The 21,095-nt window shown below is 70.6% G+C and carries 21 protein-coding genes; 9 read left to right on the top strand and 12 right to left on the bottom strand.

Annotation, left to right across the window (positions count from 1 at the left end; translation table 11 throughout):
- Positions 1-64: 64 nt before the first annotated feature.
- Together AB0K82_RS41215 and AB0K82_RS41210 are read right to left on the bottom strand one after the other, a co-directional pair.
- The gene (locus AB0K82_RS41215) at positions 65-1,621 is read right to left on the bottom strand and encodes a DUF222 domain-containing protein (protein ID WP_364408180.1); all 1,557 of its coding nucleotides are present in this window, start codon (positions 1,619-1,621) and stop codon (positions 65-67) included.
- Positions 1,622-1,847: 226 nt separating this feature from the next.
- Positions 1,848-2,306 (bottom strand): ATP-binding protein, encoded by a 459-nt coding sequence (locus AB0K82_RS41210; RefSeq protein ID WP_364408177.1) that lies wholly within the window; start codon positions 2,304-2,306, stop codon positions 1,848-1,850.
- A gap of 87 nt (positions 2,307-2,393) precedes the next feature.
- Between AB0K82_RS41210 and AB0K82_RS41205 the strand changes: the two genes are divergently transcribed.
- Positions 2,394-2,849 carry a DUF5753 domain-containing protein gene (locus AB0K82_RS41205; protein ID WP_364408174.1) on the top strand — a complete coding sequence of 152 codons (456 nt, stop codon included), beginning with the start codon at positions 2,394-2,396 and terminating at the stop codon, positions 2,847-2,849.
- Positions 2,839-2,949 carry a DUF397 domain-containing protein gene (locus AB0K82_RS41200; protein WP_364408171.1) on the top strand — a complete coding sequence of 37 codons (111 nt, stop codon included), beginning with the start codon at positions 2,839-2,841 and terminating at the stop codon, positions 2,947-2,949. The genes AB0K82_RS41205 and AB0K82_RS41200 overlap by 11 nt, the downstream gene beginning before the upstream one ends.
- Before the next feature lie 66 nt (positions 2,950-3,015).
- On the opposite strand, the gene AB0K82_RS41195 is transcribed toward AB0K82_RS41200, so the two are convergent.
- A complete protein-coding gene (locus tag AB0K82_RS41195) occupies positions 3,016-3,522 on the bottom strand; it encodes a DinB family protein (RefSeq protein ID WP_364408168.1) in 507 nt (168 codons plus the stop codon).
- Positions 3,523-3,565: 43 nt separating this feature from the next.
- Between AB0K82_RS41195 and AB0K82_RS41190 the strand changes: the two genes are divergently transcribed.
- On the top strand, positions 3,566-4,003 hold the full coding sequence (locus tag AB0K82_RS41190) for a GNAT family N-acetyltransferase (RefSeq protein WP_364408166.1): 438 nt from the start codon (positions 3,566-3,568) through the stop codon (positions 4,001-4,003).
- Positions 4,004-4,177: 174 nt separating this feature from the next.
- On the opposite strand, the gene AB0K82_RS41185 is transcribed toward AB0K82_RS41190, so the two are convergent.
- Entirely contained in the window at positions 4,178-5,104 is a 927-nt protein-coding gene (locus AB0K82_RS41185) for a LysR family transcriptional regulator (protein WP_364408164.1), read from the bottom strand.
- Between the two features lie 207 nt (positions 5,105-5,311).
- Here AB0K82_RS41185 and AB0K82_RS41180 point away from each other — a divergent pair, with 207 nt between their 5' ends.
- Together AB0K82_RS41180 and AB0K82_RS41175 are read left to right on the top strand one after the other, a co-directional pair.
- Positions 5,312-6,172: an aldo/keto reductase gene (locus AB0K82_RS41180; RefSeq protein ID WP_364408161.1), complete on the top strand. Its 861-nt coding sequence runs from the start codon at positions 5,312-5,314 to the stop codon at positions 6,170-6,172.
- Between the two features lie 72 nt (positions 6,173-6,244).
- The gene (locus AB0K82_RS41175) at positions 6,245-6,766 is read left to right on the top strand and encodes a GNAT family protein (RefSeq protein WP_364408158.1); all 522 of its coding nucleotides are present in this window, start codon (positions 6,245-6,247) and stop codon (positions 6,764-6,766) included.
- Between the two features lie 102 nt (positions 6,767-6,868).
- On the opposite strand, the gene AB0K82_RS41170 is transcribed toward AB0K82_RS41175, so the two are convergent.
- The 7 genes from AB0K82_RS41170 to AB0K82_RS41140 all read right to left on the bottom strand — a co-directional run bounded on the left by AB0K82_RS41170 (position 6,869) and on the right by AB0K82_RS41140 (position 14,411).
- Positions 6,869-8,299 (bottom strand): gamma-aminobutyraldehyde dehydrogenase, encoded by a 1,431-nt coding sequence (locus AB0K82_RS41170; protein ID WP_364408155.1) that lies wholly within the window; start codon positions 8,297-8,299, stop codon positions 6,869-6,871.
- A gap of 47 nt (positions 8,300-8,346) precedes the next feature.
- Positions 8,347-9,153, bottom strand: a complete 807-nt coding sequence (locus tag AB0K82_RS41165; RefSeq protein WP_364408153.1) for an ABC transporter permease — start codon at positions 9,151-9,153, stop codon at positions 8,347-8,349.
- 19 nt (positions 9,154-9,172) lie between these two features.
- On the bottom strand, positions 9,173-10,063 hold the full coding sequence (locus AB0K82_RS41160; protein ID WP_364408150.1) for an ABC transporter permease: 891 nt from the start codon (positions 10,061-10,063) through the stop codon (positions 9,173-9,175).
- The gene (locus tag AB0K82_RS41155; RefSeq protein WP_364408147.1) at positions 10,063-11,265 is read right to left on the bottom strand and encodes an ABC transporter substrate-binding protein; all 1,203 of its coding nucleotides are present in this window, start codon (positions 11,263-11,265) and stop codon (positions 10,063-10,065) included. The genes AB0K82_RS41160 and AB0K82_RS41155 overlap by 1 nt, the downstream gene beginning before the upstream one ends.
- Before the next feature lie 90 nt (positions 11,266-11,355).
- Complete coding sequence (locus AB0K82_RS41150; protein WP_364408144.1) at positions 11,356-12,411, bottom strand: ABC transporter ATP-binding protein; 1,056 nt, start codon at positions 12,409-12,411, stop codon at positions 11,356-11,358.
- 9 nt (positions 12,412-12,420) lie between these two features.
- Positions 12,421-13,602 (bottom strand): ABC transporter substrate-binding protein, encoded by a 1,182-nt coding sequence (locus AB0K82_RS41145; RefSeq protein ID WP_364408141.1) that lies wholly within the window; start codon positions 13,600-13,602, stop codon positions 12,421-12,423.
- Positions 13,599-14,411 (bottom strand): hypothetical protein, encoded by an 813-nt coding sequence (locus AB0K82_RS41140; RefSeq protein WP_364408138.1) that lies wholly within the window; start codon positions 14,409-14,411, stop codon positions 13,599-13,601. Before AB0K82_RS41140 ends, AB0K82_RS41145 begins: the two co-directional genes overlap by 4 nt.
- Positions 14,412-14,806: 395 nt before the next feature.
- Here AB0K82_RS41140 and AB0K82_RS41135 point away from each other — a divergent pair, with 395 nt between their 5' ends.
- The 4 genes from AB0K82_RS41135 to AB0K82_RS41120 all read left to right on the top strand — a co-directional run bounded on the left by AB0K82_RS41135 (position 14,807) and on the right by AB0K82_RS41120 (position 19,127).
- Positions 14,807-17,680, top strand: coding sequence for a nitrate- and nitrite sensing domain-containing protein (locus AB0K82_RS41135; RefSeq protein ID WP_364408135.1), 2,874 nt, complete (start codon positions 14,807-14,809; stop codon positions 17,678-17,680).
- Positions 17,680-18,084 carry a roadblock/LC7 domain-containing protein gene (locus AB0K82_RS41130; RefSeq protein ID WP_364408132.1) on the top strand — a complete coding sequence of 135 codons (405 nt, stop codon included), beginning with the start codon at positions 17,680-17,682 and terminating at the stop codon, positions 18,082-18,084. The genes AB0K82_RS41135 and AB0K82_RS41130 overlap by 1 nt, the downstream gene beginning before the upstream one ends.
- 82 nt (positions 18,085-18,166) lie before the next feature.
- Positions 18,167-18,529 carry a DUF742 domain-containing protein gene (locus tag AB0K82_RS41125; protein WP_252778214.1) on the top strand — a complete coding sequence of 121 codons (363 nt, stop codon included), beginning with the start codon at positions 18,167-18,169 and terminating at the stop codon, positions 18,527-18,529.
- 22 nt (positions 18,530-18,551) lie between these two features.
- Positions 18,552-19,127, top strand: a complete 576-nt coding sequence (locus AB0K82_RS41120) for an ATP/GTP-binding protein (protein WP_364408129.1) — start codon at positions 18,552-18,554, stop codon at positions 19,125-19,127.
- A 55-nt stretch (positions 19,128-19,182) separates the two neighbouring features.
- Here the strand turns inward: AB0K82_RS41120 and AB0K82_RS41115 are convergent, their stop codons facing one another.
- Positions 19,183-20,613, bottom strand: a complete 1,431-nt coding sequence (locus AB0K82_RS41115; protein WP_364408126.1) for a wax ester/triacylglycerol synthase family O-acyltransferase — start codon at positions 20,611-20,613, stop codon at positions 19,183-19,185.
- Between the last annotated feature and the right edge of the window lie 482 nt (positions 20,614-21,095).

The raw sequence follows: 21,095 nt of genomic DNA, 5'->3' as shown, positions 1-21,095 counted from the left end.
CATCGCCGTGCCACGCCGAGCCGGGTACAGCGCCGACCACGGTCATCCGATCGTGATCGGACCGTCAGCTCTCCGCCGCGACGGGGCGGTCGAGGAGACCCGCTCTGGTCCTGAGAAGAGGTTCCGGGCCCGGGATGCGTTTCCGCCAGCGGTTTTCGACGAGCGAGCCCACGACGGCAGCGCTCAGGACCGGCGGTCCGGTCGAACGGCGCTCCGTCACGCTCGGAACCGGCCATTCGTCACCGAGAGGATACGGCGACAGCTCATAGGTCTTACCGGCGGGCGTGGTCCAGCGAAGACGAGCGTCATGCTCGGCGAGCCGCCAGCCGTCGGCCTGCTTCGCGCGGTGATGCCGACGGCACAGCGGGCTCATGTTGCACGGGCAGGTCGCGCCGCCTTGGTCGTACGGGACGCGGTGATCGAGATCGCATGCGGAGGCCGGACGACCACAGCCGGGGAAGACGCAGGTCGGCTGGAGGGTCCGGATGACATGCGCCATCCCAGGCGGAGGCCGATAGCCCAAATGCCCGTGGTGCAGAGGCTCTCCGTTCGACCCGATGACGGTCACGCACCAGCGCGTCCTGGGATCGGACGCCGCACCGGCCATCTGGCGGGCGACCTCGGCCGTGAGCGGGCCATACCCGGACACCTCACCAGGCTCGGTGGACAGCCCGAGCAGAGTCGGCAGCGGAACGGTCAGGTGTACGGTGCCGATCCGGTCCCCCACCGCACGGGCCATCGTGGCAGGGGCCGCCTGCGGCATCCGGAACCGGTCACTGTCACCGGCACTCGAGAACTTCTCGGAACGGTCATCCGCTGTGTCACCGTCACCCCTGGTCACTGCGGAGCCGGTAGTGCAGGCGGCGGCAGGCGTCGTCGTAGCGGGCCGGACGCCGAGCAGCAGGGACAGGAACACATCGGCGCACAGCTGATCGAGAGTCCGCGGATCTCCGCCCGCCTTGATCGCCCTGGCGATGGCGCGCAGGCGGTCATCGGCCGCGATGGCGGAGCCCGCGGGCAGGTGCACGCCGCCGAGGACGGCGGTGCCGTTGCCAGTGTCGTGGCAGTCGACGCGCCGCTCCGCCTCGGAAGCCTCCCGGCGCCGCTCCGCTCCCGCGGGGTCCAGCCTCATGACGGCGCGCTCGACGCGTGCCCGTAGCCGCCCCGGCGTCTGGTCCGCCGCGGCGGGCAGCACCCGGCGCTCCACCGCCGCGGCCACGCGGGCGTCTACGGCGGCGGTGCCCTGCGCGATGACTCGGGCTTTGAGGAAGTCGATGCGGCCCTCCGCGAGGTGCCGCCGGGTCATCGGCAGGCGGTCGGCGAGTGCCAACGCGAAGTCCACGTGGGCGTCGGCCGAGCGCGGCGAGAGTCCTAGCGTGAGCCCGACCTCGGCGGAGGTGAACTCGGCATTCCGCGAGGACCCGCGCTCGCGGCGGTGAGCCAGCTCCGCGACGGCCGCGAGCTCACCCGCCTGAGCCCAGGACGCCTGCCGCCGCCAGGCCGCCATCACGTCGACCAGCTCGGCGTCGGACAGCTCCGCGGGATCGACCGCGGCGAGGTCAGCGGCGAGCCGAACACCCGGCTCCCGGTCGGACCATGGCACAGAGCAGAACTCGGTCACAGCCCCTCCTCTCGGCGATCCGACCGACTCGAACACACTATCGGTCGCCTATGACGCTTTGCAATCGGCCGACCACGGTCGGCATCGACTTCCGGAGATCTTCCCCGGACGCAAGGGCCCGCGATGGATGCGCCGCCGGGAATCGGCACCCACGACAGGGCCGTTCGAGGGCGCCGGCGGTCGCATCACGGGAGAACCAGGCGGTCCGGCACCGCCCGGATAAGGGTCAGGCGGCCCCGGCGATCACGCCGTGCAGCCCTGGCGCGTCGTCCGCCGTGAAGACGGCGATGACCGTGCGGCCCTCCGCGTTGCCGTACCAGCCCCAGCCGTTCGCGAGGGCGGACACCGTACGCAGTCCGCGCCCGGATTCCGCGAGGTCGCCCGCGTCGCGTGCGACGGGCTCACAGGGGCCGCCCTGGTCGCTGACCGCAACGGCGACGCCGCCGAACCAGTGGCAGACCTCGACGGTGAGGCACCCGCCCGGGAGGTTCGACCGCGTGTGCCGGACGGCGTTGACGACCAGTTCGTCGGCGGCGAGGAGCACCTCGTCGAGCAGCGGATGGTCGTCGAGCAGGGCCGCGACGAACCGGCGTACGGCGGCGGCCTCGCAGGGACGGCCGGGGAAGACCCGCCACCAGCGCAGCGCGTCAGGGGGAATCTCGGCACAGAGGATGGATACGGGCATGGGGGCACCTCATTGAAGCGTTGGGCGGAACGGTTCGCACGGGCTGCCGCCCGCCGTTTCATCGTCACAGCCACCCCGTGAGAGCGCATGGCCGAGGCACGGCTCCAGCGTCAGCGTCAGCGTCAGATCCTGCGGCCGGGCGGACCGGCGTACGAGATCATCCTCGACGAGGTCGTGATCCGCCGGATCGGCGTGCCGCCGGACGTGCTGATCGCCCAGCTCCGGCACCTGGCCGACGCCGCCCGCGTGGAGCCGAACATCACCGTACGGCTGCTGCCGATCAACGCCCGCATCACCGGCGGCCTGCTCCCGAAGTCGCCGTTCACCCTGTTCACGTTCGCCGACGCGGAGGACCCGCCGATGGCGGTCGTCGACACCGTCACCACCGATCTCGTTCACACCGAGCCGGACGAGGTGCTGCGGTATACACGACGGTATGACCATCTCGGGCAGGCGTGCCTGTCCCCCGACGACAGCATCGCGATGCTGGCCGAGCTGGCGGACGGTCTCCTCTCACGACAGGATCTCCTCCATGACCACTGAGAACACCGACTGGCGCAAGTCGAGCCGCAGCGAACCGAACGGAACCTGCGTCGAGGTGGCGGTCGCGATCCGCGCCGGCGCCGCGGGCACCGCCGCCTGACATCTACGGCCCGGCGGCGCGCGGAACATCGCGAGATCTGAAGCGGCGACGGCTCGCCGCGAGGGCTCAGACGCCGACGGTGCCGTCGATGGCCTCGCGGATGAGGTCGGCGTGGCCGTTGTGGCGGGCGTACTCGTGGATCAGGTGGAGCATCACCATGCGCAGCGAGACGTCCTCGTACCACCTGGGCTGATAGGCGGTGACATCGAGGGAGTCGGCGGACTCCTCGACGCGGCGGGCGTGCTCGACCTCCGTCTGCCAGGCCGCGAACGCCTCCGACCGCGTCGACGTGCTCGCGTCGTAGGCCACCTGGTAGTCGCCCTCGTCCGACCACACGAGGGAGATGTCCTCGGCGTTCATCACGATGCGGAACCAGGTCCGCTCGACCTCGGCCATGTGACGTACGAGGCCGAGCAGGGACAGCGCCGAGGACGGCACCGCCGCGCGGCGCAGGTCGTCGTCGGACAGGCCCTCGCACTTCATCGCGAGCGTCGCGCGGTGGTAGTCGAGGAAGGCGCGCAGCATCTCGCGCTCTCCCCCGATGACTGGCGGGGCGATCCGGTCGACGGTCATGACGGAATTCTGCCGTACGCCGCCGCCTGACAAGATCAGGGGTATGGAGCAGCAGCACTCGGTGTCGCTGGACAAGGTCGAACTCGCCGACTGGGAGGCCGTGCACTCCTGGGCGTCCCTGGCCGCGGTCTGCCGCTTCCAGCGCTGGGGGCCGAACACCGAGGAGCAGACGCGGGAATTCGTGGCGGCCGCGGTCGAGGCGTGGTCGCACGTGCCCCAGAAGAGGTTCGCCTATGTGGCCCGTTCCGGCGGGGAGCCGGTCGGCATGGGCGAACTGCGTGTCCGAAGCCTCGAACAGCGCCAGGGCGAGATCACCTACGTCGTGCACCCGCGCGTATGGGGTCAGGGCGTTGGCACGGCGATCGGGCGGGAACTGCTCTCCCACGGTTTCGAACGCCTGGAACTCCACCGGATCTTCGCCACCTGCGATCCGCGGAACCTCGCGTCAGCGCGGGTGCTGGCCAAGCTGGGCATGACCTAGGAAGGACGGCTCCGCCACACCGCGCTGATCCGGGATGGATGGCGGGACTCCGAGCTGTTCGGCATCCTTGAGGACGAGTGGCGCACCGGCACGCGCCCCTCATGCTCCCACGCGACCGCCGGCGGCCGGCCGACCGCGCCGTAGTCTCCCCCGCCGTTCGAGGTGCGGGCGAGGTCAGGTCGTGGCGGGCTCCGGGAGCGGGGACGCTGCGGCGGGCAGGCAGAGGGACTCGCCGAGGATGTCGAGCAGCGCGCGGGACGCCGGGTTGTTCGTCGGCCCGTCCGTGGGCACCGCGACCGACACCCGCCAGGACGGCGGGGTGTCCCGCAGCGGCAGGACGCGGATGTTCTCCTTCTTCTTGTACGCGATCCGCCGGGGCACCAGGGCCACGCCGAGGTCGGCGCCGACGAAGTCGAGCAGGCTGTGCACGTCGTTGACCTCCAGGGCGACGCGCCGGCGCAGGCCCGCTGCCTCGAACGCCCGGTCGGTGACCTGGCGCGATCCCCAGTCGGCGTGGAAGTCGACGAAGGACTCGCCCTCCAGTTGCGACCAGTCCACCGCCTCGCAGGCGGTGAGCCGGTGGCCCGGATGGCACACGACCATCATGGGCTCCGTCGTCAGCGACGTGAGGGTGACCCCCGGTGGCGGGTCCGTCGCGGTCGCCACGAAGGCCAGGTCCAGGCGTGCGGCCCGGACCTCCTCGACGAGGTGGGCGGAGCCGGCCTGGCGCAGCCGGATCTCGACGCCGGGGTGCACGGACCGGAACCGGGACAGCACCGCGGGCAGGTCGACGACGCCCAGGCACTGCTCCGCGCCGATGCAGAGCGTGCCGCGCAGGAGGCCCTGGACGGCGGCGACGGCGTTGCGGGCCGCGGCGACGCTGGCGAGGGTGCGCCGGGCCTCGGCCAGCAGGGCGCGGCCCGCCTCGGTCAGCTCGACCCGGCGGGTGCTGCGGATGAACAGCGGCGCGCCGAGCTCGCGTTCGAGCGTGCGGATCGAGGCGGACAGGCCGGACTGGGCCAGGTGCAGGCGTTCGGCGGCGCGGGTGAAGTGCGCCTCCTCGGCCACCGCCACGAAGTACTCGAGATGCCGCAGTTCCATGATTGAGCACTATAACTGCTTGATCTCATCGGTTTCTTCTGTTGGACACCCGGCGCCTCGGCGAGCAGGCTGAGAGAGGTCGCCCCGCCCGGGGCATGCCCGCCGGTTCGCGGGTATGAGGGCGGGGGCACCGCGTCAGCGCACCCACGTGCGGCGCCGCGCGCGGCGACGACCGTTTCTCACGCAGGACGTCTCGGAGGTTTTCTCATGCGCACTCGCCGGATCGGCGATGTCCAGGTCGGCGCGATCGGACTCGGGGCGATGCCCATGTCCATCGATGGACGGCCGGAGGAGGGCCGTTCCATCGCCACCATCCACGCGGCCCTCGACGCGGGGGTGACCCTCATCGACACGGCCGACGCGTACAGCCTGGACGCGAACGACGTGGGGCACAACGAGTCCCTCATCGCCAAGGCCCTGGCCTCGTACGGCGGCGACACCTCGAACGTGCTCGTCGCGACCAAGGGCGGTCACACGCGTCCCGCGGACGGGGGGTGGGCGCTGGACGGCTCGCCCGAGCACCTGCGGCGGGCGTGCGAGGCGTCGCTCAAGCGGCTCGGGGTGGAGGCCATCGGCCTGTACCAGTTCCACCGGCCGGACCCCGCCGTCCCGTACGCCGAGTCCGTCGGAGCGATCCGCGACCTCCTCGACGAGGGGAAGATCCGGATGGCCGGCGTCTCCAACGCGAACCCGGACCAGATCCGCCAGGCGCAGGAGATCCTCGGCGGCCGCCTGGCGTCCGTGCAGAACGAGTTCTCGCCGAAGTTCCGGAGCAGCGAGCCGGAGCTGCGGCTGTGCGACGAACTCGGCATCGCCTTCCTGCCCTGGAGCCCCCTCGGCGGCATCCCCAAGGCGGGCGACCTGGGGAGCTCGCACTCGGCGTTCGGCCGGGTCGCGCAGACGCACGGGGTGAGCCCGCAGCAGGTCTGCCTGGCCTGGATGCTGGCGAAGTCCCCGGTCGTGATCCCGATTCCGGGGTCCAGCCGTCCGGAGACGATCCGCGACTCGGTCGCCGCGGCCGACCTGGAGCTCACGCCGGAGGAGCTCGCCGAGCTCGACGCGGCCTGACCGTCCAGTGGTGCCGTCCGGGTGGGATCGCGCCGTTGTTGCCGTTCGGCGGCGGGCCTAAGCTTTGCCGCCATGGGCGATGACGAGCTGCGGTTGCGGCCTGTGAACCGGGACGACCTGGCGGTGATCGAGAGGCTCACGGGTGATCCGGAGGCGACCGGCGAGCACGGCTGGCTCGGCTGGTCCGAGCAGTGGCGCTACCGAAGGCGCTGGGAGGAGACCGGCATGCTGGACGACGACGGCGGCGTCCTCATGGCGGTGCGCGGCGACGAGGCGTTGGGGTTCGTCTCGTGGCGCAGGCAACCCACGGCGCGCACGTCGTACTGCTGGAACATCGGCGTCGCCATGCGGCCCGAAGTGCGCGGTCTCGGGTACGGCACCGAGGCGCAGCGGTCGCTGGTGCGGTACCTGTTCGCGCACACGCAGGTCAACCGGATCGAGGCGATCACCGAGGTCACCAACGCGGCCGAGCAGTGGGCGCTGCAGAAGGCCGGCTTCACCCGCGAGGGCGTGCTCCGCGGTTACGCGTTCCGCGACGGCGCCTGGCGCGACGTGCTCGTCTACAGCGTCCTGCGTCACGAGCTCGAAGCCTGACCGGCCACTTCCTTTACATTGTAGATCACTAATACGCCGACGCCGCCGACCTCGTCACGGAGACCATGACGGGGTCGGCGGCGTCGCCGTGCGGGTCGAGGATCAGGCCTCGATGTTGGACATCACGTGCTTGACGCGGGTGTAGTCCTCGAAGCCGTACATCGACAGGTCCTTGCCGTACCCGGAGTGCTTGAAGCCCCCGTGCGGCATCTCGGCGACGAGCGGGATGTGCGTGTTGATCCAGACGCAGCCGAAGTCGAGCCGCCGCGAGACGCGCATCGCCCGGCCGTGGTCGCGGGTCCACACCGAGGAGGCGAGGCCGTACTTCACGCCGTTGGCCCAGCGGACCGCCTCGTCCTCGTCGGAGAAGCGCTGCACGGTGATGACCGGGCCGAAGATCTCCTGCTGCACGGCCTCGTCGTCCTGGCGCAGCCCGGAGACGACGGTCGGCTCGTAGAAGAAGCCCTGCTCGCGGGTGCGGGAGCCGCCGGCGGTCACGGACGCGTGGTCGGGCAGCCGGTCGATGAAGCCCGCGACCCGGTCGAGCTGCACGGCGTTGTTCAGCGGCCCGTACAGGACGTCCTCGTCGTCGGGCAGGCCGGTGCGGGTCTGGGCGGCCTGCTCGGTCAGGGCGGCGACGAAGTCGTCGTGGACGCGCGGGGAGGCGAGCACCCGGGTCGCGGCCGTGCAGTCCTGGCCGGCGTTGAAGTAGCCCGCCTCGGCGATCGCCTGGGCCGCGGCCTCGACGTCCGCGTCGTCGAAGACGATGACGGGCGCCTTGCCGCCCAGCTCCAGGTGCACCCGCTTGAGGTCGCCGGCGGCCGACTGGGCGACCTCCGTGCCGGCGCGCACCGAGCCGGTGATGGAGACCATCTGCGGGACGGGGTGCTCGACGAGGAGGCGTCCGGTGTCACGGTCGCCGCAGACGACGTTGAAGACGCCCGGCGGCAGGAACTCCGCGGCGATCTCGGCCAGCGCGGCCGTCGTCACCGGGGTCGTGTCGGACGGCTTGAGCACGACCGTATTGCCCGCGGCGATGGCCGGCGCGAACTTCCAGACCGCCATCATCATCGGGTAGTTCCACGGCGTGACCTGCGCGCACACGCCGATCGGCTCGCGCCGGATCCAGGAGGTGTGGCCGGCCATGTACTCCCCGGCGGAGCGGCCCTCCAGGATCCGCGCCGCGCCGGCGAAGAACCGGATCTGGTCGACCATCGGCGGGATCTCCTCCGACGCCGTCAGGCCGATCGGCTTGCCGGTGTTCTCCGACTCGAGCGCGACCAGCTCGTTGGCGCGGGCCTCGATGGCGTCCGCGATGCGCAGCAGCGCGAGCTGCCGCTCGGCGGGCGTGGTGTCGCGCCAGGTCTCGAACGCGCGCGACGCGGCGTCGAACGCCGCGTCGACCTCGGCCTGCCCTGAGATCGGGGCCGTGCCGAACGCCTCGCCGGTGACGGGGCTGATCAGATCCGCGGTACGGCCGTCGGCCGCGTCGGCCGGCGAGCCGTTCACGAAGTTACGGACGGTGCGCTTCATTGCGGGCGGTCCTTCCTGGAGTCATGGCGTTGTCTCGGCGACCGGGGCTACAGGCCGCGGGTGTCCCCGGAGACCCGCTGGGCGAGGTACACCGGAACGACGGACAGCACGATCAGCGCGGCGGCCACGACGTTGACGATGGGTGCCTGGTTCGGCCGGAACAGGTTGTTGAAGATCCAGATCGGCAGCGTCTGCACTCCCGCCCCGGCCGTGAACGTCGTCACGATGATCTCGTCGAACGACAGCGCGAACGACAGCAGCCCGCCGGCCAGCAGCGCGGAACGCAGCAGCGGAAAAGTAACGTACCTGAAGGTCTGGAAGGTGTCAGCGCCCAGGTCGGCCGACGCCTCCTCGACGCGCGTGCCGAGCCGGCGCAGCCGGGCCAGCACGTTGTTGAAGATGGTGACGACGCAGAAGGTCGCGTGGCCGACGACGACGGTGAACAGGCCGAGCTGGATGCCCAGCGGCGACAGCACCGTGCGGAACGCGTTGTTCAGCGCGATGCCCGTGACGATGCCGGGCAGCGCGATCGGCAGAATGACCAGCAGCGACACCGTGTCGCGGCCGAAGAACCGGTAACGCTGCACGGCGAAGGCCGCCATCGTGCCGAGCACGAGGGCCACCGCGGTGGCCCCGAGCCCGGCCTTGACCGACGTCCACAGCGCCGTGCGCACGCCGCCGTTGCCCCACGCCGTCGACCACCAGTGCCCCGTCAGGTGCGAGGGCGGCCAGGCGAACGCCTTGTCGGCGTTGAACGAGTTGACGAGCACGACGAACAGCGGCACGTAGATGACGGCCAGGCCGAGGATCATCCCGGCCCGGAGCGCGATCCGCGCGCCTCGTGACAAGGTCATTGCAGGTGTCTCCGGGCGGTCAGAGGTTGTCCAGCGCGCCGGTGCGGCGTACGGCGACCAGGTAGATCACCATGATCACCACCGGGATCGTCGCGACGGCCGCTGCGAACGGCAGGTTGTTGGCGGCGCCGATGTTGTCGTAGACGACGTTGCCGATGAGCTGGCTCTTGCCGCCCACGATCTTCACCGTGATGTAGTCGCCGAGCGAGAGCGAGAACGTGAAGATCGATCCGGCGATCACCGCCGGGATGGCGACGGGCCAGATCACCGTCCGGAACGTCCGGAAGGTCCGGGCGCCGAGGTCGCCCGCGGCGTCCAGCAGCGAGTTCGGCAGCCGCTCCAGTCCCGCGTAGATCGGCAGGATCATGTACGGCAGCCAGAGGTAGGCCAGGGTCACGATGGTGGCCGGCAGGCCGTACCCGGGGCCGTGGATCCCGAACGGGTCGAGGATCCAGCTCAGCACCCCGGACCCCGAGAACATGATCCGCCAGGCGTACGCCTTGACGAGGTAGCTCGCCCACAGCGGCGTCAGCACCGCGATGACCAGCCAGCGCTGGGCCCGCGGCGAAGCGATCTTGGCCATGTAGAAGGCCATCGGGAAGGCGACCGCGACGTCGACGACCGTGACCGCCGCGGCCACGCCGACGCTCCGCAGTGTGATCGTCCGGTAGACGCTCTGGTTCCACAGCTCCTGGAAGTTGCCCAGATTGAACTGCTTGACCACCTCGCCGGTGAAGTCGTCCGTCGTCCAGAACGCGGCGGCGAACAGCGCGGCCAGGGAGCCGAGGTACGCCACGACGAGCCAGAGCAGCGGCGCGGACAGCAGCGCGGCCAGCCGGAGGTACGGCCGGCGGTGAAGCAGCCCGGCGAGCCGGCGAACCGGCCCGCCGGGCGTGACAGTGGTGCTCATCAGCCCTTGATCTGCGTCCAGGCCTGCGTCCACTTGGCGTAGTCCACGCACTTCACGTTCGTGCGTCCGTCGATGCACTGCGTGATGGGCGTGTTCCAGTAGTGGACCTTCGTCCAGTACGGCGCGTCCGCGGCGTGGTAGGTGTCGCAGAACGTCTTGTCGTCGGTCAGCGCGCAGGCCTTGCTGTTGGCCGGCGCCTCACCCCAGCTCTCGGCGATCTGCGCGTTCACCTTCGGGGAGACCACCCAGTCGAGCCACTTGTAGGCGCAGTTCGGGTGCTTGGCGTTGGCCGCCACCATCCAGGTGTCGGACCAGCCGGTGGCGCCCTCCTTGGGCAGCGTCGTCTGGACCGGGGTCTTGTCGGCCGCCAGCCCGTTCGCGATGACCTGCCAGGTCGTGCCGAGGACGGTGTCACCGCTCTTGAACGACTGCTGGATCTTGGTGGCGTCCGACCAGTACTCGCCGACGAGTTGCTTCTGCTCCTTGAGCAGGTTCACCGCCGCGTCGAACTGCTTCTGGTCCAGCGCGTACGGGTCCTTGATGCCCAGGGCGGGCTGGGTCGACATGAGGTACAGCGCGGCGTCGGCGATGTAGATCGGCGAGTCGTAGGCGGTGATGTGACCCTTGTACGGGGAGTTCGGGTCGAAGACCACGCTCCAGGAGTCGGGCGCCGTCTGCACCTTGTCGGTCCGCCACATCAGCATGTTGGCGCCACGGCCGTGCGGGATGCCGTACATCTTGCCGTTCACAGAGTTCCACGGCTTGTTCTTCAGGTCCGGGAAGATGTCGGCGTAGTTCGGGACCAGGCTCGTGTTGACCGGCGCGACGGTGCCCCCGGCGATGAGGCGCAGCGAGGCGTCGCCCGAGGCCGAGACCGCGTCGTACTCCCCGGTCTTCATCAGGCTGACCATCTCGTCCGACGTGCCGGCCACCTTGTTGTTCACCTTGCAGCCGGTCTGCTGCTCGAACGGGTGGACCCAGTCCAGGTCCTTGTTGTTCGAGCCGTCCTCCACATAGCCGGCCCAGGAGACCAGGTTCACCTGGCCCTCGCCCGTACCGAGCGACTTCAGCGCGGGAATGTTCGGGGGCGTGAACCCTCCGGCACCGGTCCCGTGGTGGGACCCGCCGCTGTTGCCGCCGCAGCCCGCGGCGAGAAGGGACACGGCGGCCATCGCGACGAGCGCGAGGCGCGTGGCGCGCATGGAAACTCCGATCAGATGGGGGGTTTTCTCGGGGGAAGACCGCGGCTCAGGCCGCGGTGAACCGGCCGGTCGGGCGGTGACCGGCCGTGATCACGTCGGACCGGGGATGGCGAACTCGTGCTCACGACGCCACGCGAGCCTGACCCGGGCTTCGCGCAGCTTCAGCACGTCCATCGAGGAGGACTGCAGGTTCTGCTGCAGTGCCACCAACCGACCACCCGCGTCGAGATCGACGACGAACCGGGTGGCCGCCCCCGCGTAGACGACCTCCGCGACCGTGCCGGTCGCGGAGTGCTCGCCTTCGGGCAGCTCCGCGTCGAGATCCGTGTCGACGCGGAGCTTCTCCGGCCGGACGCTGTAGACGCCCGGCCGGCCGAGTATCGACTGGGCCGCCTCGCCCTCGATGAGGTTCGAGGTGCCGACGAATCCGGCCACGAACGCCGTCGCCGGCTTCTCGTACACCTCTGCGGGGGACCCGACCTGCTCGATCCGGCCCGCGTTGAACACCGCGACCCGGTCGGCCATGGTCAGCGCCTCCTCCTGGTCGTGCGTCACGAACAGGAAGGTGATGCCGACCTCCCGCTGGATGGCCTTCAGCTCGACCTGCATCTCCTCGCGGAGCTTGAGGTCGAGGGCGCCGAGCGGCTCGTCGAGCAACAACACCTTGGGGCGGTTGACGAGCGCACGTGCCAGCGCCACGCGCTGCCGCTGACCACCGGACAACTGGCCCGGCTTGCGCTCCTCGAAGCCCTCGAGGCGGACGGACGCCAGCGCCTGCAGGGCGCGCTCGCGGCGCTCGGCCTTCGGGACCTTCTTCACCTTGAGGCCGTACTCGACGTTGGCCAGGACGTTCATGTGGGGGAACAACGCGTAGTCCTGGAAGACGGTGTTGACGTCGCGCTCGAAGGGCGGCAGTTTCGTCACGTCGCGGTCCCCGAGGCGGATCTCCCCGGAGGTCGGCGTCTCGAAGCCGGCGATCATGCGCAGCACCGTCGTCTTACCCGATCCGGAGGGGCCCAGCATGGCGAAGAACTCGCCGTCCTGGATCTCCAGGTCGACGCCGGCGACGGCGACGACCTCTCCGAAGGTCTTGCGTACCGCGCGGAGGGCGACCGCGGCGGAAACGCTGGGCTCTTCGGTGTTCATCTGAGTCATCTATCCCTTGATCTGCGTCCAGAGTTCCGTCCACTTCGAGTAGTCGACGCAACTCGTTCCGCGAGAATCACCACAGTCTGCGACCGGAGTCTTCCAGAACGCAAGCCTCTTGTAGAAGTCGACGTCGCCGACCCGGAACTGCGTGCAGAAGCCCTTGGCGGCGTATTTGCAGGCCTTCGGGTTGGCGGGGGCCTCACCGAACCACTGCGCCACCGCGGCCTGCACCTTGGGGGACTGGATCCAGTTCATCCACTTGTACATGCAGTTCGGGTGCTCGGCGTGCGACGCGATCATCCAGGTGTCCGACCACCCGGTGGCGCCCTCCGTCGGAATGGTCGTCCCGATGGGGGCCTTCTCCGCCTTGGCGAGGTTGGCGGTCACCTGCCAGGCCGTGCCCGCGTAGTTGTCACCCGCCTTGAACGCCTCGACCTCGTCCAGGTAGTTCGACCAGTACTGATTGACGTTCGGGCGCTGCTTCTTCAGCAGGTCGACGGCCGCGTCGAACTGCTTCTGCGAGAGCTCGTACACGTCGTTGATCTTGAGATCCGGGCGGTGCGCCTTCAGGTACAGCGCGGCGTCGGCGATGTAGATCGGCGAGTCGTACGCGACGACGTGGTCGGCGGCGGCGGTGCCCGAGTCCCAGACGATGCTCCAGGACGCCGGCGTGTTCGGGATCTTGTCCGTGCGGTACGTGAGGTAGTTCGCGCCATAGCCGTGCGGCGCGCCGTACATCTGGCCCTTGACCGAGTTGTACGGCTGGTTCTTCAGGTACGACGGGATGTCGCGGTAGTTCTTCAGCAGGTTCGTGTTGACCGGCGCGACGAGGCCGCCGTAGATGAGCCGCAGCGACGAGTCACCCGAGGCGGAGACGCCGTCGTACTGTCCGGTCTTCATCAGCGCGTACATCGAGTCGGACGTGTCGGCGACCTTCGCGTCGACCTTGCAGCCGGTCTTCTTCTCGAAGGGATGCACCCAGTCGACGTGCTTGTCGGTGGAGCCGTCCTCGGCGTATCCCGCCCAGATCACCAGGTTGACCTTGCCTTCGGAAGGCCCGATCTCCTGTTGCGTGGCGACGTGCGGCAACGTCGCGGCCTTGTTCCCGCCCGAACCGCCGCCGCAGCCGGCCACGGCCAGGACGACGGCCGCCGCGCACGCGAGTCTGGTGAGTGATCCGAATTTCATGACATCTCCTCGTCCAGCGCGACCTCATAGCGCAGGTTCACGAGGCGTACGACCGAGGAGTGGGCGCCCAGCGGCTCGGCGCAGCCGAGGCCCGCGTCGCTGGCGAGCTTGGCGAGGCGCTCGAAGTCGATCTCCGGTCCGACGACGAACGGGGCGATGGCGATGCGCTGCCCACCGGACTCGCGCAGCCGCCCCACGGCGTCGGCGACCGTCGGGCGGCCGTCGATGGACGCGGCGACGACCGGCACGGCGAGCCGGGCGGCGAGGAGAACGGCGGTCATGTCGGCCTCACGGACGGCCGGGTCGCCGCCGACCGTGGCGACGACGACGCCGTCGACGGACGCGCCGATGCTGAACTGCCGGATTCGGTCCGCGCGCGCGAGGCCGCTGTCCGCGAGCCGTACGTGCAGCGCCTCCGCCAGCAGGGGGTGCGGGCCGAGCGGATCGGTGACGGTCACCCGCGCGCCGGTCTCCGCGACCACCGCGTTGATGTCGTGGTACGTCTGCGGGTGCGGGCCGGTGACCAGCGGGACCACGACCGCCGAGCGGCCCTCGGGCAGGCCCCGCAGGTTATCCGCGAGCGCGGGGCCGCCGATGGCGGCGACCCGGATGTCGATGTCGGAACGGGACGTGCGGATGAGCCCGGCGATCTCGTTGCCGACGTCCGGGACCGTCCCGGGCACCGCCAGGACGAGGACCGGGGCGTCGGGGGGAAGATCGCCGCTGCCCGGCCGGCGGTGACGCCCGCCGGGTAGCGGCGAGCGTCCACGTACGGGGAGCGTCTCCGGGGGCTGGTCGTCATGGATCACGATCGCGGATTCTAGGGGTGTCCGGAGGAGGATGCGGAGCCCTTGTCACCGATCGTCCGAAATCCAGTTCTCGGACCGACCTGAGACCCTTGAGTCGATAAATGCACTCCTACCTGCAGTTATTCGGCGCGGAACGCGCGTTTCTCCGCCTCAAGGCGCCGCGTGTTTGATGCCCGATATTTACAGAGGCGGCCAGTGTGCGGCGTGATGTCTAGTAGAGTCTCGCGCGTTCACACGGTGTTTCTCCCGCCTCACTGAAAGTCGAGCCTGTCGCGGTGCAATCTAAGGACCGACGAGTGGGATCAGATGTCAGTCGGCGGTCGTCCCGCTCCCGGGTCGGCCGCGTGCTCGGGTCAGTCCGCTTCAAGATAGTTCTGCTGCTCATCGTCCCCCTGGTGTCACTCACCACTCTCTGGGCGTTCGCGGCCGACATCACCCTGGGCGACGGCCTGAACCTCCGCCACGTCAACACGATCCAGGACCACCTGAACTACCCCTCCGGAGGCCTGGGCAGCGCCCTGGAGCAGGAGCGCCGGCTGTCGGTGGTCTTCCTGGGCAGCAAGTCCGCCGGTGACCGGGCGTCAATGGAGTCCGGCCGCCTCGTCACGGACCGGCAGGCCGACCTGTTCCGCCGGTTGGCCACCGACGCCGGCGCGCAGAAATACGCCAACGCCCAGGCCCGGCAGTGGACGCACGAGGTGCTCGCGCGCCTCGACGGCCTGCAGGCCAAGCGGCGGGCGATCGACAGTGGCAGGACGAGCCGCATGCAGGCGCTGTCCGACTACTCAGACACGATCTCCGACATCATCTCCCTGCAGTCGTCGCTGTCGACGCTGAGCGACCCGGACGTCACCAAGGACGCCAAGACCGAGGTCGCCCTGGCGCGGGCGCGGGAGGTCCTGTCCCAGGAGGACGCGCTGCTGGCCGGCGCGCTGGCCACCGGTCGCCTGACGTTCTCCGAGCACGTGCAGTTCACCAAGCTCGTCGGGACCCAGCGCAGCCTCTTCGACCAGGTCGTCCCCGACCTGCGCCCCGCCGACCGCGCCTACTACCAGCGGATCGTCTCGACGCCCGAGTACACCGGCCTGCAGGCGCTGGAGGACCAGTTCACCGACAACATGCCGCATGAGTCCCACGCGGGCGCGGGCGGAATGGCGGGGATGGCCGGCAAGCCGGCCCCGAACCCGCTGGCCGGCATGGACGTCAAGTGGAAGATCAAGGTCACCTCCATCCTCACCCGACTGCGCGGCCTCGAGCTGTCGTCGTCGGCGAGTGCCGCCCAGCGCGCCAAGCCCATCTCGGACGGCATCATCCGGAACGTCGCGCTGGCCGGCGCCCTCGGTCTGCTCGCGGTCATCGCCTCGCTCATCCTGTCGCTGTGGGTGGGCCGCTCGGTCATCCGCGACCTGACCGGCCTGCGCCGCGCGGCCCTCGACCTGGCCAATGAGCGGCTGCCCAGCGTCATCCGCCGGCTGCGCCGCGGTGAGGACGTCGACGTCGGCGCCGAGGCTCCGCCGCTGTCCTTCGGCACCCGGGAGATCGACCAGGTCGGCCAGGCGTTCAACGCCGCCCGCCGCACCGCGATCCAGGGCGCGGTCGAGGAGGCCGCGCTGCGCCGCAGCATCAGCGAGGTCTTCCTCAACCTGGCGCGCCGCAACCAGGCGCTGCTGCACCGTCAGCTCAACCTGCTGGACTCCATGGAGCGCCGGGTCACCGAACCCGACGAGCTGGACGACCTGTTCCGCCTCGACCACCTGGCGACCCGCATGCGCCGCCACGCGGAAGGCCTCATCATCCTGTCCGGGCAGGCGCCCGGCCGTGGCTGGCGCAACCCGGTCCCGGTCGTCGACGTCGCCCGTGCCGCCGCGGCCGAGGTGGAGGACTACGCGCGGGTCACCGTGTCGGCCATGCCCCGCGTGGCCGTCGCCGGCCCCGCGGTCGCCGACCTCATCCACCTGCTCGCCGAGCTCATCGAGAACGCGACGCTGTTCTCCCCGCCGGACACCACCGTCCAGGTCACGGGGCAGGCCGTGGCGCACGGCTTCGCGTTCGAGGTGGAGGACCGGGGCCTGAGCATGGACCAGGCCAGCCTCGACCGCGCCAACGAGCGGCTGACGAATCCGCCGGAGTTCGACCTGTCCAACAGCGCCCAGCTCGGCCTGTTCGTCGTCGGCCGGCTGGCCCAGCGGCACCGGGTGCAGGTCACGCTCCGCACCTCGCCGTACGGCGGGACGACCGCCATCGTGCTGCTGCCCGACGCGGTCGTCGCCAGCGGCAGCGAGCGGCCCGAGCTGGAGTCCGGTCCCCCGACCACGCGGCGCGGCGAGGAGGCGCTGGTCCCGATCGGCGCGATCGGCGCGCCGAGCCCCACCGACACCGGCCCCATCACGGGTCCGATCGCCGGTCCCATCACCGGGCCGATCCAGGCGATCCGGGGCGACCGGCCGCCGCTCCCCCAGCGCCGCGCCGACACCGGCTCGCAGGCCGCCTACACGACCGGTCCGTACGACGCGAAGCCGTACGGCGGCGCCGGTTCCCGCTCGGACGCGCGGTCGCAGGACACCGCCGGCCAGGAGACGGGTCCGGACACGGGTTCCTTCCCGTCCGCCTACGGGTCGAGCCCGTACGCCGCCGACCTCGGCGGCCACGACGCCCTCCCCACCGCGTACGGCGAGGGGCCGGAGGCCGGGGACGGCTACGGGGCCGGAACGTCCGGCTACTCGCCTGAATCGGGGGGATACTCCGCTGGATCAGGCGGGTACTCCCCCGGCGTGACGGAATCGAGCGGTTACTCCACCGGAATGACGGGCACAGGCGGGTACTCCCCGGGCACGACGTCGTACGAAGACGGCACGGGTCTGGGCGGTACGCAGGCGGGCGCGAGGAGCGGTCAGTGGCCGTCGGCCGACGACGGCGTCGGCGACGACCGGCCGCCGCTGCCGACCCGGAACGGCGGGGCACCGGGCCGTTCGCTGTTCGAACCGACCGACGAGTCCGCGGAGCCCCCCCGGCCCGAGACGCCCGCGTCGCCCGGCGCGACCGCCGGGCCCTCGGCCTCCGGGACCAGGCCGTCCCTCCCGCGCCGGGTCCGGCAGGCGAACCTGGCACCCCAGCTTCGCGAAGAGGTCGAGCCCGTGAACAATGCGACCAGCAACGAGCGTTCGCCGGAAGAGCTCCGCACCATGCTGAGCTCCATTCAGAAGGGATGGCTGCGCGGCCGCTCGGACGCCGAGCAGACCGCCACCCATCACGAAGAGGAGGACATCTGATGTCAGCGGGTTCTGCGGGGGAACTCAACTGGCTGCTGGACAGCCTCGTCAACCGCGTCGCCCAGGTGCGGCAGGCGGTGGTGCTGTCCAGCGACGGCCTGCTGGTCGGCGCGTCCGCCGGCCTCACGCGGGAGGACGCCGAGCACCTGTCGGCGGTCGCCGCGAGCTTCCAGAGCCTCGCCCGCAGCGCCGGACGCCAGTTCGGCGGCGGGGGTGTGCGTCAGACGATCGTCGAGATGGACCACGCGTTCCTGTTCGTCACGGCGGCCGGCTCCGGTGCCTGTCTCGCGGTGCTGGCGGGCGCGGACGCGGACGTCGGCATGATCGCCTACGAGATGGCGATGCTGGTCAAGCGCGTCGGCCAGCACATGTCGACGCTGCCTCGCTCGGCCGTGGAATCGTGAGGCCGCGATGGTGCGCGGACGACACAGTGGGCGCCGGGCGACATCGGCCGTCCGGCGATCGCCCATCAGGCGGGACGGCTGAATGAGCGAATGGCTCGACGACGAGGCCGGACCGGTCGTCCGGCCCTACGCGCTCACGCGAGGTCGTACCAGAGCCTCGCGTGAGGGATTCGACCTCATCGCGATCATCGCGACGGCGGCGACATCGACGTTCGCCCCCCCGAACGCCGGCCCGGAGCACGTCGCCATCCTCGACCTGTGCGTACGCCCACTGTCGGTGGCGGAGATCTCGGCGAAGCTGAAGCTCCCCCTGGGCGTCGTCCGGGTTCTCCTGGGGGACCTGCTCGACCTCGGGCTGATCGTCGTACGCCGTCCTGAAACTGAGAACCGTCTTCCCAATGAACGGGTTTTGAAGGAAGTGCTCAATGGACTCCAGGCGCTCTGACCCCTCACGGGGCGCTGCCGCCATGCCGCTCGCCGTGAAGATCCTCGTCGCGGGCGGCTTCGGCGTGGGTAAGACGACCCTGGTGGGCGCCGTCAGCGAGATCAAGCCGCTGCGCACCGAGGAACAGCTGACGGACCGCAGCGTCGGCATCGACGACACCTCCGGTGTGGAGCGCAAGACCACGACCACGGTGGCGATGGACTTCGGCCGCATCACCATCCGCGACGGTCTCGTCCTGTACCTGTTCGGCACGCCCGGCCAGGACCGGTTCTGGTTCATGTGGGACGAGCTGGCCCTCGGCGCCCTCGGAGCGGTCGTCCTCGCCGACACCCGCCGCCTCGCCGACTCGTTCCCGTCGATCGACTACTTCGAGCGGCGGCGGCTGCCGTTCATCGTGGGCGTCAACTGCTTCGACGGCGCGGTCCGTTACGACACCGAGGAGATCCGCGCGGCGCTGGACCTGGACCCCAGGGTGCCGGTGATCCTCTGCGACGTACGCCGGCGCGAGTCCGGCAAGCAGGTCCTGATCGCCCTCGTGGAGCACGTCCTCTCCGTCATGGCCGAACGTCAGCGCCAGTCAGGCGCGGTGATCCGGTAGCGGCACCCGCCCACCGGACGGGTGCCCGCTCACGGGCTCCTGCGGGCGGCCCGCGCTAGAGGCGCTTCAGCTCTTCGAGCGCGTCGGCGAGGTGGTCGATGAGCCTCCAGACGTCGGGGACCATCTCGCGGCAGGCGGTCAGGCCGATGTCGAGGTTGCCGTTGTAGGAGAAGACGGTGATGTTCAGGCCGCCGCTCAGGTCGCTGACGACCGACAGCGGGTGGTACGCGAGGACCTCGGCCCGGCACAGGTACAGCGGGAACTGCGGTCCGGCGACGTTGGAGATCACCAGATTGATCGGCGGAACGGCGGAGGGCGCCAGGCGGAGCAGCGCCCGCGCCGCCAGGCCGCCGAACGCCGGAGGGACCACCGCGGTCAGCTCCTCCAGCCAGCGGTCCGGCGTCGCGACGAGACGCCGCTTGGCCGTCGTCATGGTGGCATGCGTCTCCGCGATCCGGTCGCGGGGATCGGCGAGGTGGGTCGGCAGCGGGGTGAACATGGCCGACACCTGGTTGCCGTGGGCGTCGTCGTCGAGCGAGCGGGTGGAGACGGGGACCGCCGCGATGAGCGGCCGGTCGGGCAGGGCGTCGTGGTCGATCAGCCAGCGCCGGAGCGCGCTCGCGCACAGCGCCATCACGACGTCGTTGACGCTGACGCCCAGCGCGTGCCGTACCTTCTTCACCTCCCCCAGGGGCAGCGAGCCGACCGCGACCCGCCGGTGCCGCGTCACCGTTCCGTTGAAGGGCGTCCGAGGCGCGGTCAGGTCCGCCTGAGGCGGGACCGCGCCCGTACGCGCGGCCGTGCGCAGCGCGCCGGTGAGGACGCCGACCCCGGGCAGGCGCCCGACCAAGGGGAAGGTGTCGAGATAGGGGACCGCGCGCAGGAGCCCTCCGGTCGTGCGCAGCGGATGCACGGCGGCGCGGGCGGCCGCGCCGGCCAGCAGGCTCCAGGCGCCCGGGGGACGCTCGGGCCGCCAGCGGTCGGCGACGTCCACCTGACGCGGCTCGGGTTCCAGGTCGAGCAGGGCGGCGACGATCTGCGCGGCGGCGACACCGTCGATGAGCGCGTGATGGATCTTGGCGTACAGCGCGATCCGGCCGCCGCTCAGGCCCTGCACCAGGTACATCTCCCAGAGCGGGCGGGCCCGGTCCAGCGGTCGCTGGTGCAGCCGCGCCACCTGCTCGGCGAGCTGCCGGTCGTCACCCGGCTCCGGGAGGGCGATCTCGCGGACGTGGTACTCCAGGTCGAAGTCCGGGTCCTCGATCCAGTACGGGTGGTCGAGCCCGAAGGGCACCTCGGCCAGCCGCCAGCGGAACTGCCGCACCAGCGGAAGGCGCCGGCGCATCAGCTCCATCAGGTCGTCGAGCGTCAGGCGGCCGCCCGGCGCCCCGGTGGGGTCCAGGACGGCCAGGCCGGCGATGTGCGCGACCGTGCCCCGCGACTCGACGTTGAGGAACTGCGCGTCAAGCGCACTGAGCTGGCGCATCGGCCGACCTTTCGCCTCACCCCGCCGTCGGCCTCGCGGCACCCCCGGACCGGATGTCCGACGGCCGGTCGTCTCCTTCGTCCTCCTCGATATTTCGGCGCGGGTGAGGAAGTCAAACCTCACGAACGCCTGCATAACCCGCCATCAGCGTCGTCTGCCGTCCTAAGCGCGTCGAACCATTTTGTCGCGATACATCGCTTGTTCAGGCGAGATATCACTGTCTGTGATTAACGCCAGGTCTGAGGCGGAATGCCGGGCCGCTGGGCGCGGAAAAGTGACGGGCGGCGACATCGAACTTCCCAGAAGGGTGGTGCCCGCTTCCGGTGATGGGGACAATGGGCTGACGTCCCTGCTCACTCAGAGTTATGGTGCGAGACCATGCCCCTTGACCCGCAGTCCCCCATCGGTGGGACCGGCTCCCCGCCGGCCCTTCCGTCGGCGGTCGGCTCCTCCCGGTCGTGGCCCTGGTGGCCTGCCTGGCC

Source organism: Actinoallomurus sp. NPDC052274 (genome assembly GCF_040679475.1).
Taxonomy (GTDB): Bacteria; Actinomycetota; Actinomycetes; order Streptosporangiales; family Streptosporangiaceae; genus Actinoallomurus; species Actinoallomurus liliacearum.
The sequence above is the reverse complement of the archived record's forward strand: the minus strand, read 5'-3'. Positions and strand labels throughout refer to the sequence as shown.

Excerpts from the sequence above, each read along its gene's own strand:
- AB0K82_RS41210 (WP_364408177.1), bottom strand. The coding sequence starts at position 2,306 with ATGCCCGTATCCATCCTCTGTGCCGAGATTCCCCCTGACGCGCTGCGC.
- AB0K82_RS41205 (WP_364408174.1), top strand. The coding sequence starts at position 2,394 with ATGGCCGAGGCACGGCTCCAGCGTCAGCGTCAGCGTCAGATCCTGCGG.
- AB0K82_RS41200 (WP_364408171.1), top strand. The coding sequence starts at position 2,839 with ATGACCACTGAGAACACCGACTGGCGCAAGTCGAGCCGCAGCGAACCG.
- AB0K82_RS41195 (WP_364408168.1), bottom strand. The coding sequence starts at position 3,522 with ATGACCGTCGACCGGATCGCCCCGCCAGTCATCGGGGGAGAGCGCGAG.
- AB0K82_RS41190 (WP_364408166.1), top strand. The coding sequence starts at position 3,566 with ATGGAGCAGCAGCACTCGGTGTCGCTGGACAAGGTCGAACTCGCCGAC.
- AB0K82_RS41185 (WP_364408164.1), bottom strand. The coding sequence starts at position 5,104 with ATGGAACTGCGGCATCTCGAGTACTTCGTGGCGGTGGCCGAGGAGGCG.
- AB0K82_RS41180 (WP_364408161.1), top strand. The coding sequence starts at position 5,312 with ATGCGCACTCGCCGGATCGGCGATGTCCAGGTCGGCGCGATCGGACTC.
- AB0K82_RS41175 (WP_364408158.1), top strand. The coding sequence starts at position 6,245 with ATGGGCGATGACGAGCTGCGGTTGCGGCCTGTGAACCGGGACGACCTG.
- AB0K82_RS41170 (WP_364408155.1), bottom strand. The coding sequence starts at position 8,299 with ATGAAGCGCACCGTCCGTAACTTCGTGAACGGCTCGCCGGCCGACGCG.
- AB0K82_RS41165 (WP_364408153.1), bottom strand. The coding sequence starts at position 9,153 with ATGACCTTGTCACGAGGCGCGCGGATCGCGCTCCGGGCCGGGATGATC.
- AB0K82_RS41160 (WP_364408150.1), bottom strand. The coding sequence starts at position 10,063 with ATGAGCACCACTGTCACGCCCGGCGGGCCGGTTCGCCGGCTCGCCGGG.
- AB0K82_RS41155 (WP_364408147.1), bottom strand. The coding sequence starts at position 11,265 with ATGCGCGCCACGCGCCTCGCGCTCGTCGCGATGGCCGCCGTGTCCCTT.
- AB0K82_RS41150 (WP_364408144.1), bottom strand. The coding sequence starts at position 12,411 with ATGAACACCGAAGAGCCCAGCGTTTCCGCCGCGGTCGCCCTCCGCGCG.
- AB0K82_RS41145 (WP_364408141.1), bottom strand. The coding sequence starts at position 13,602 with ATGAAATTCGGATCACTCACCAGACTCGCGTGCGCGGCGGCCGTCGTC.
- AB0K82_RS41130 (WP_364408132.1), top strand. The coding sequence starts at position 17,680 with ATGTCAGCGGGTTCTGCGGGGGAACTCAACTGGCTGCTGGACAGCCTC.
- AB0K82_RS41125 (WP_252778214.1), top strand. The coding sequence starts at position 18,167 with ATGAGCGAATGGCTCGACGACGAGGCCGGACCGGTCGTCCGGCCCTAC.
- AB0K82_RS41120 (WP_364408129.1), top strand. The coding sequence starts at position 18,552 with ATGCCGCTCGCCGTGAAGATCCTCGTCGCGGGCGGCTTCGGCGTGGGT.
- AB0K82_RS41115 (WP_364408126.1), bottom strand. The coding sequence starts at position 20,613 with ATGCGCCAGCTCAGTGCGCTTGACGCGCAGTTCCTCAACGTCGAGTCG.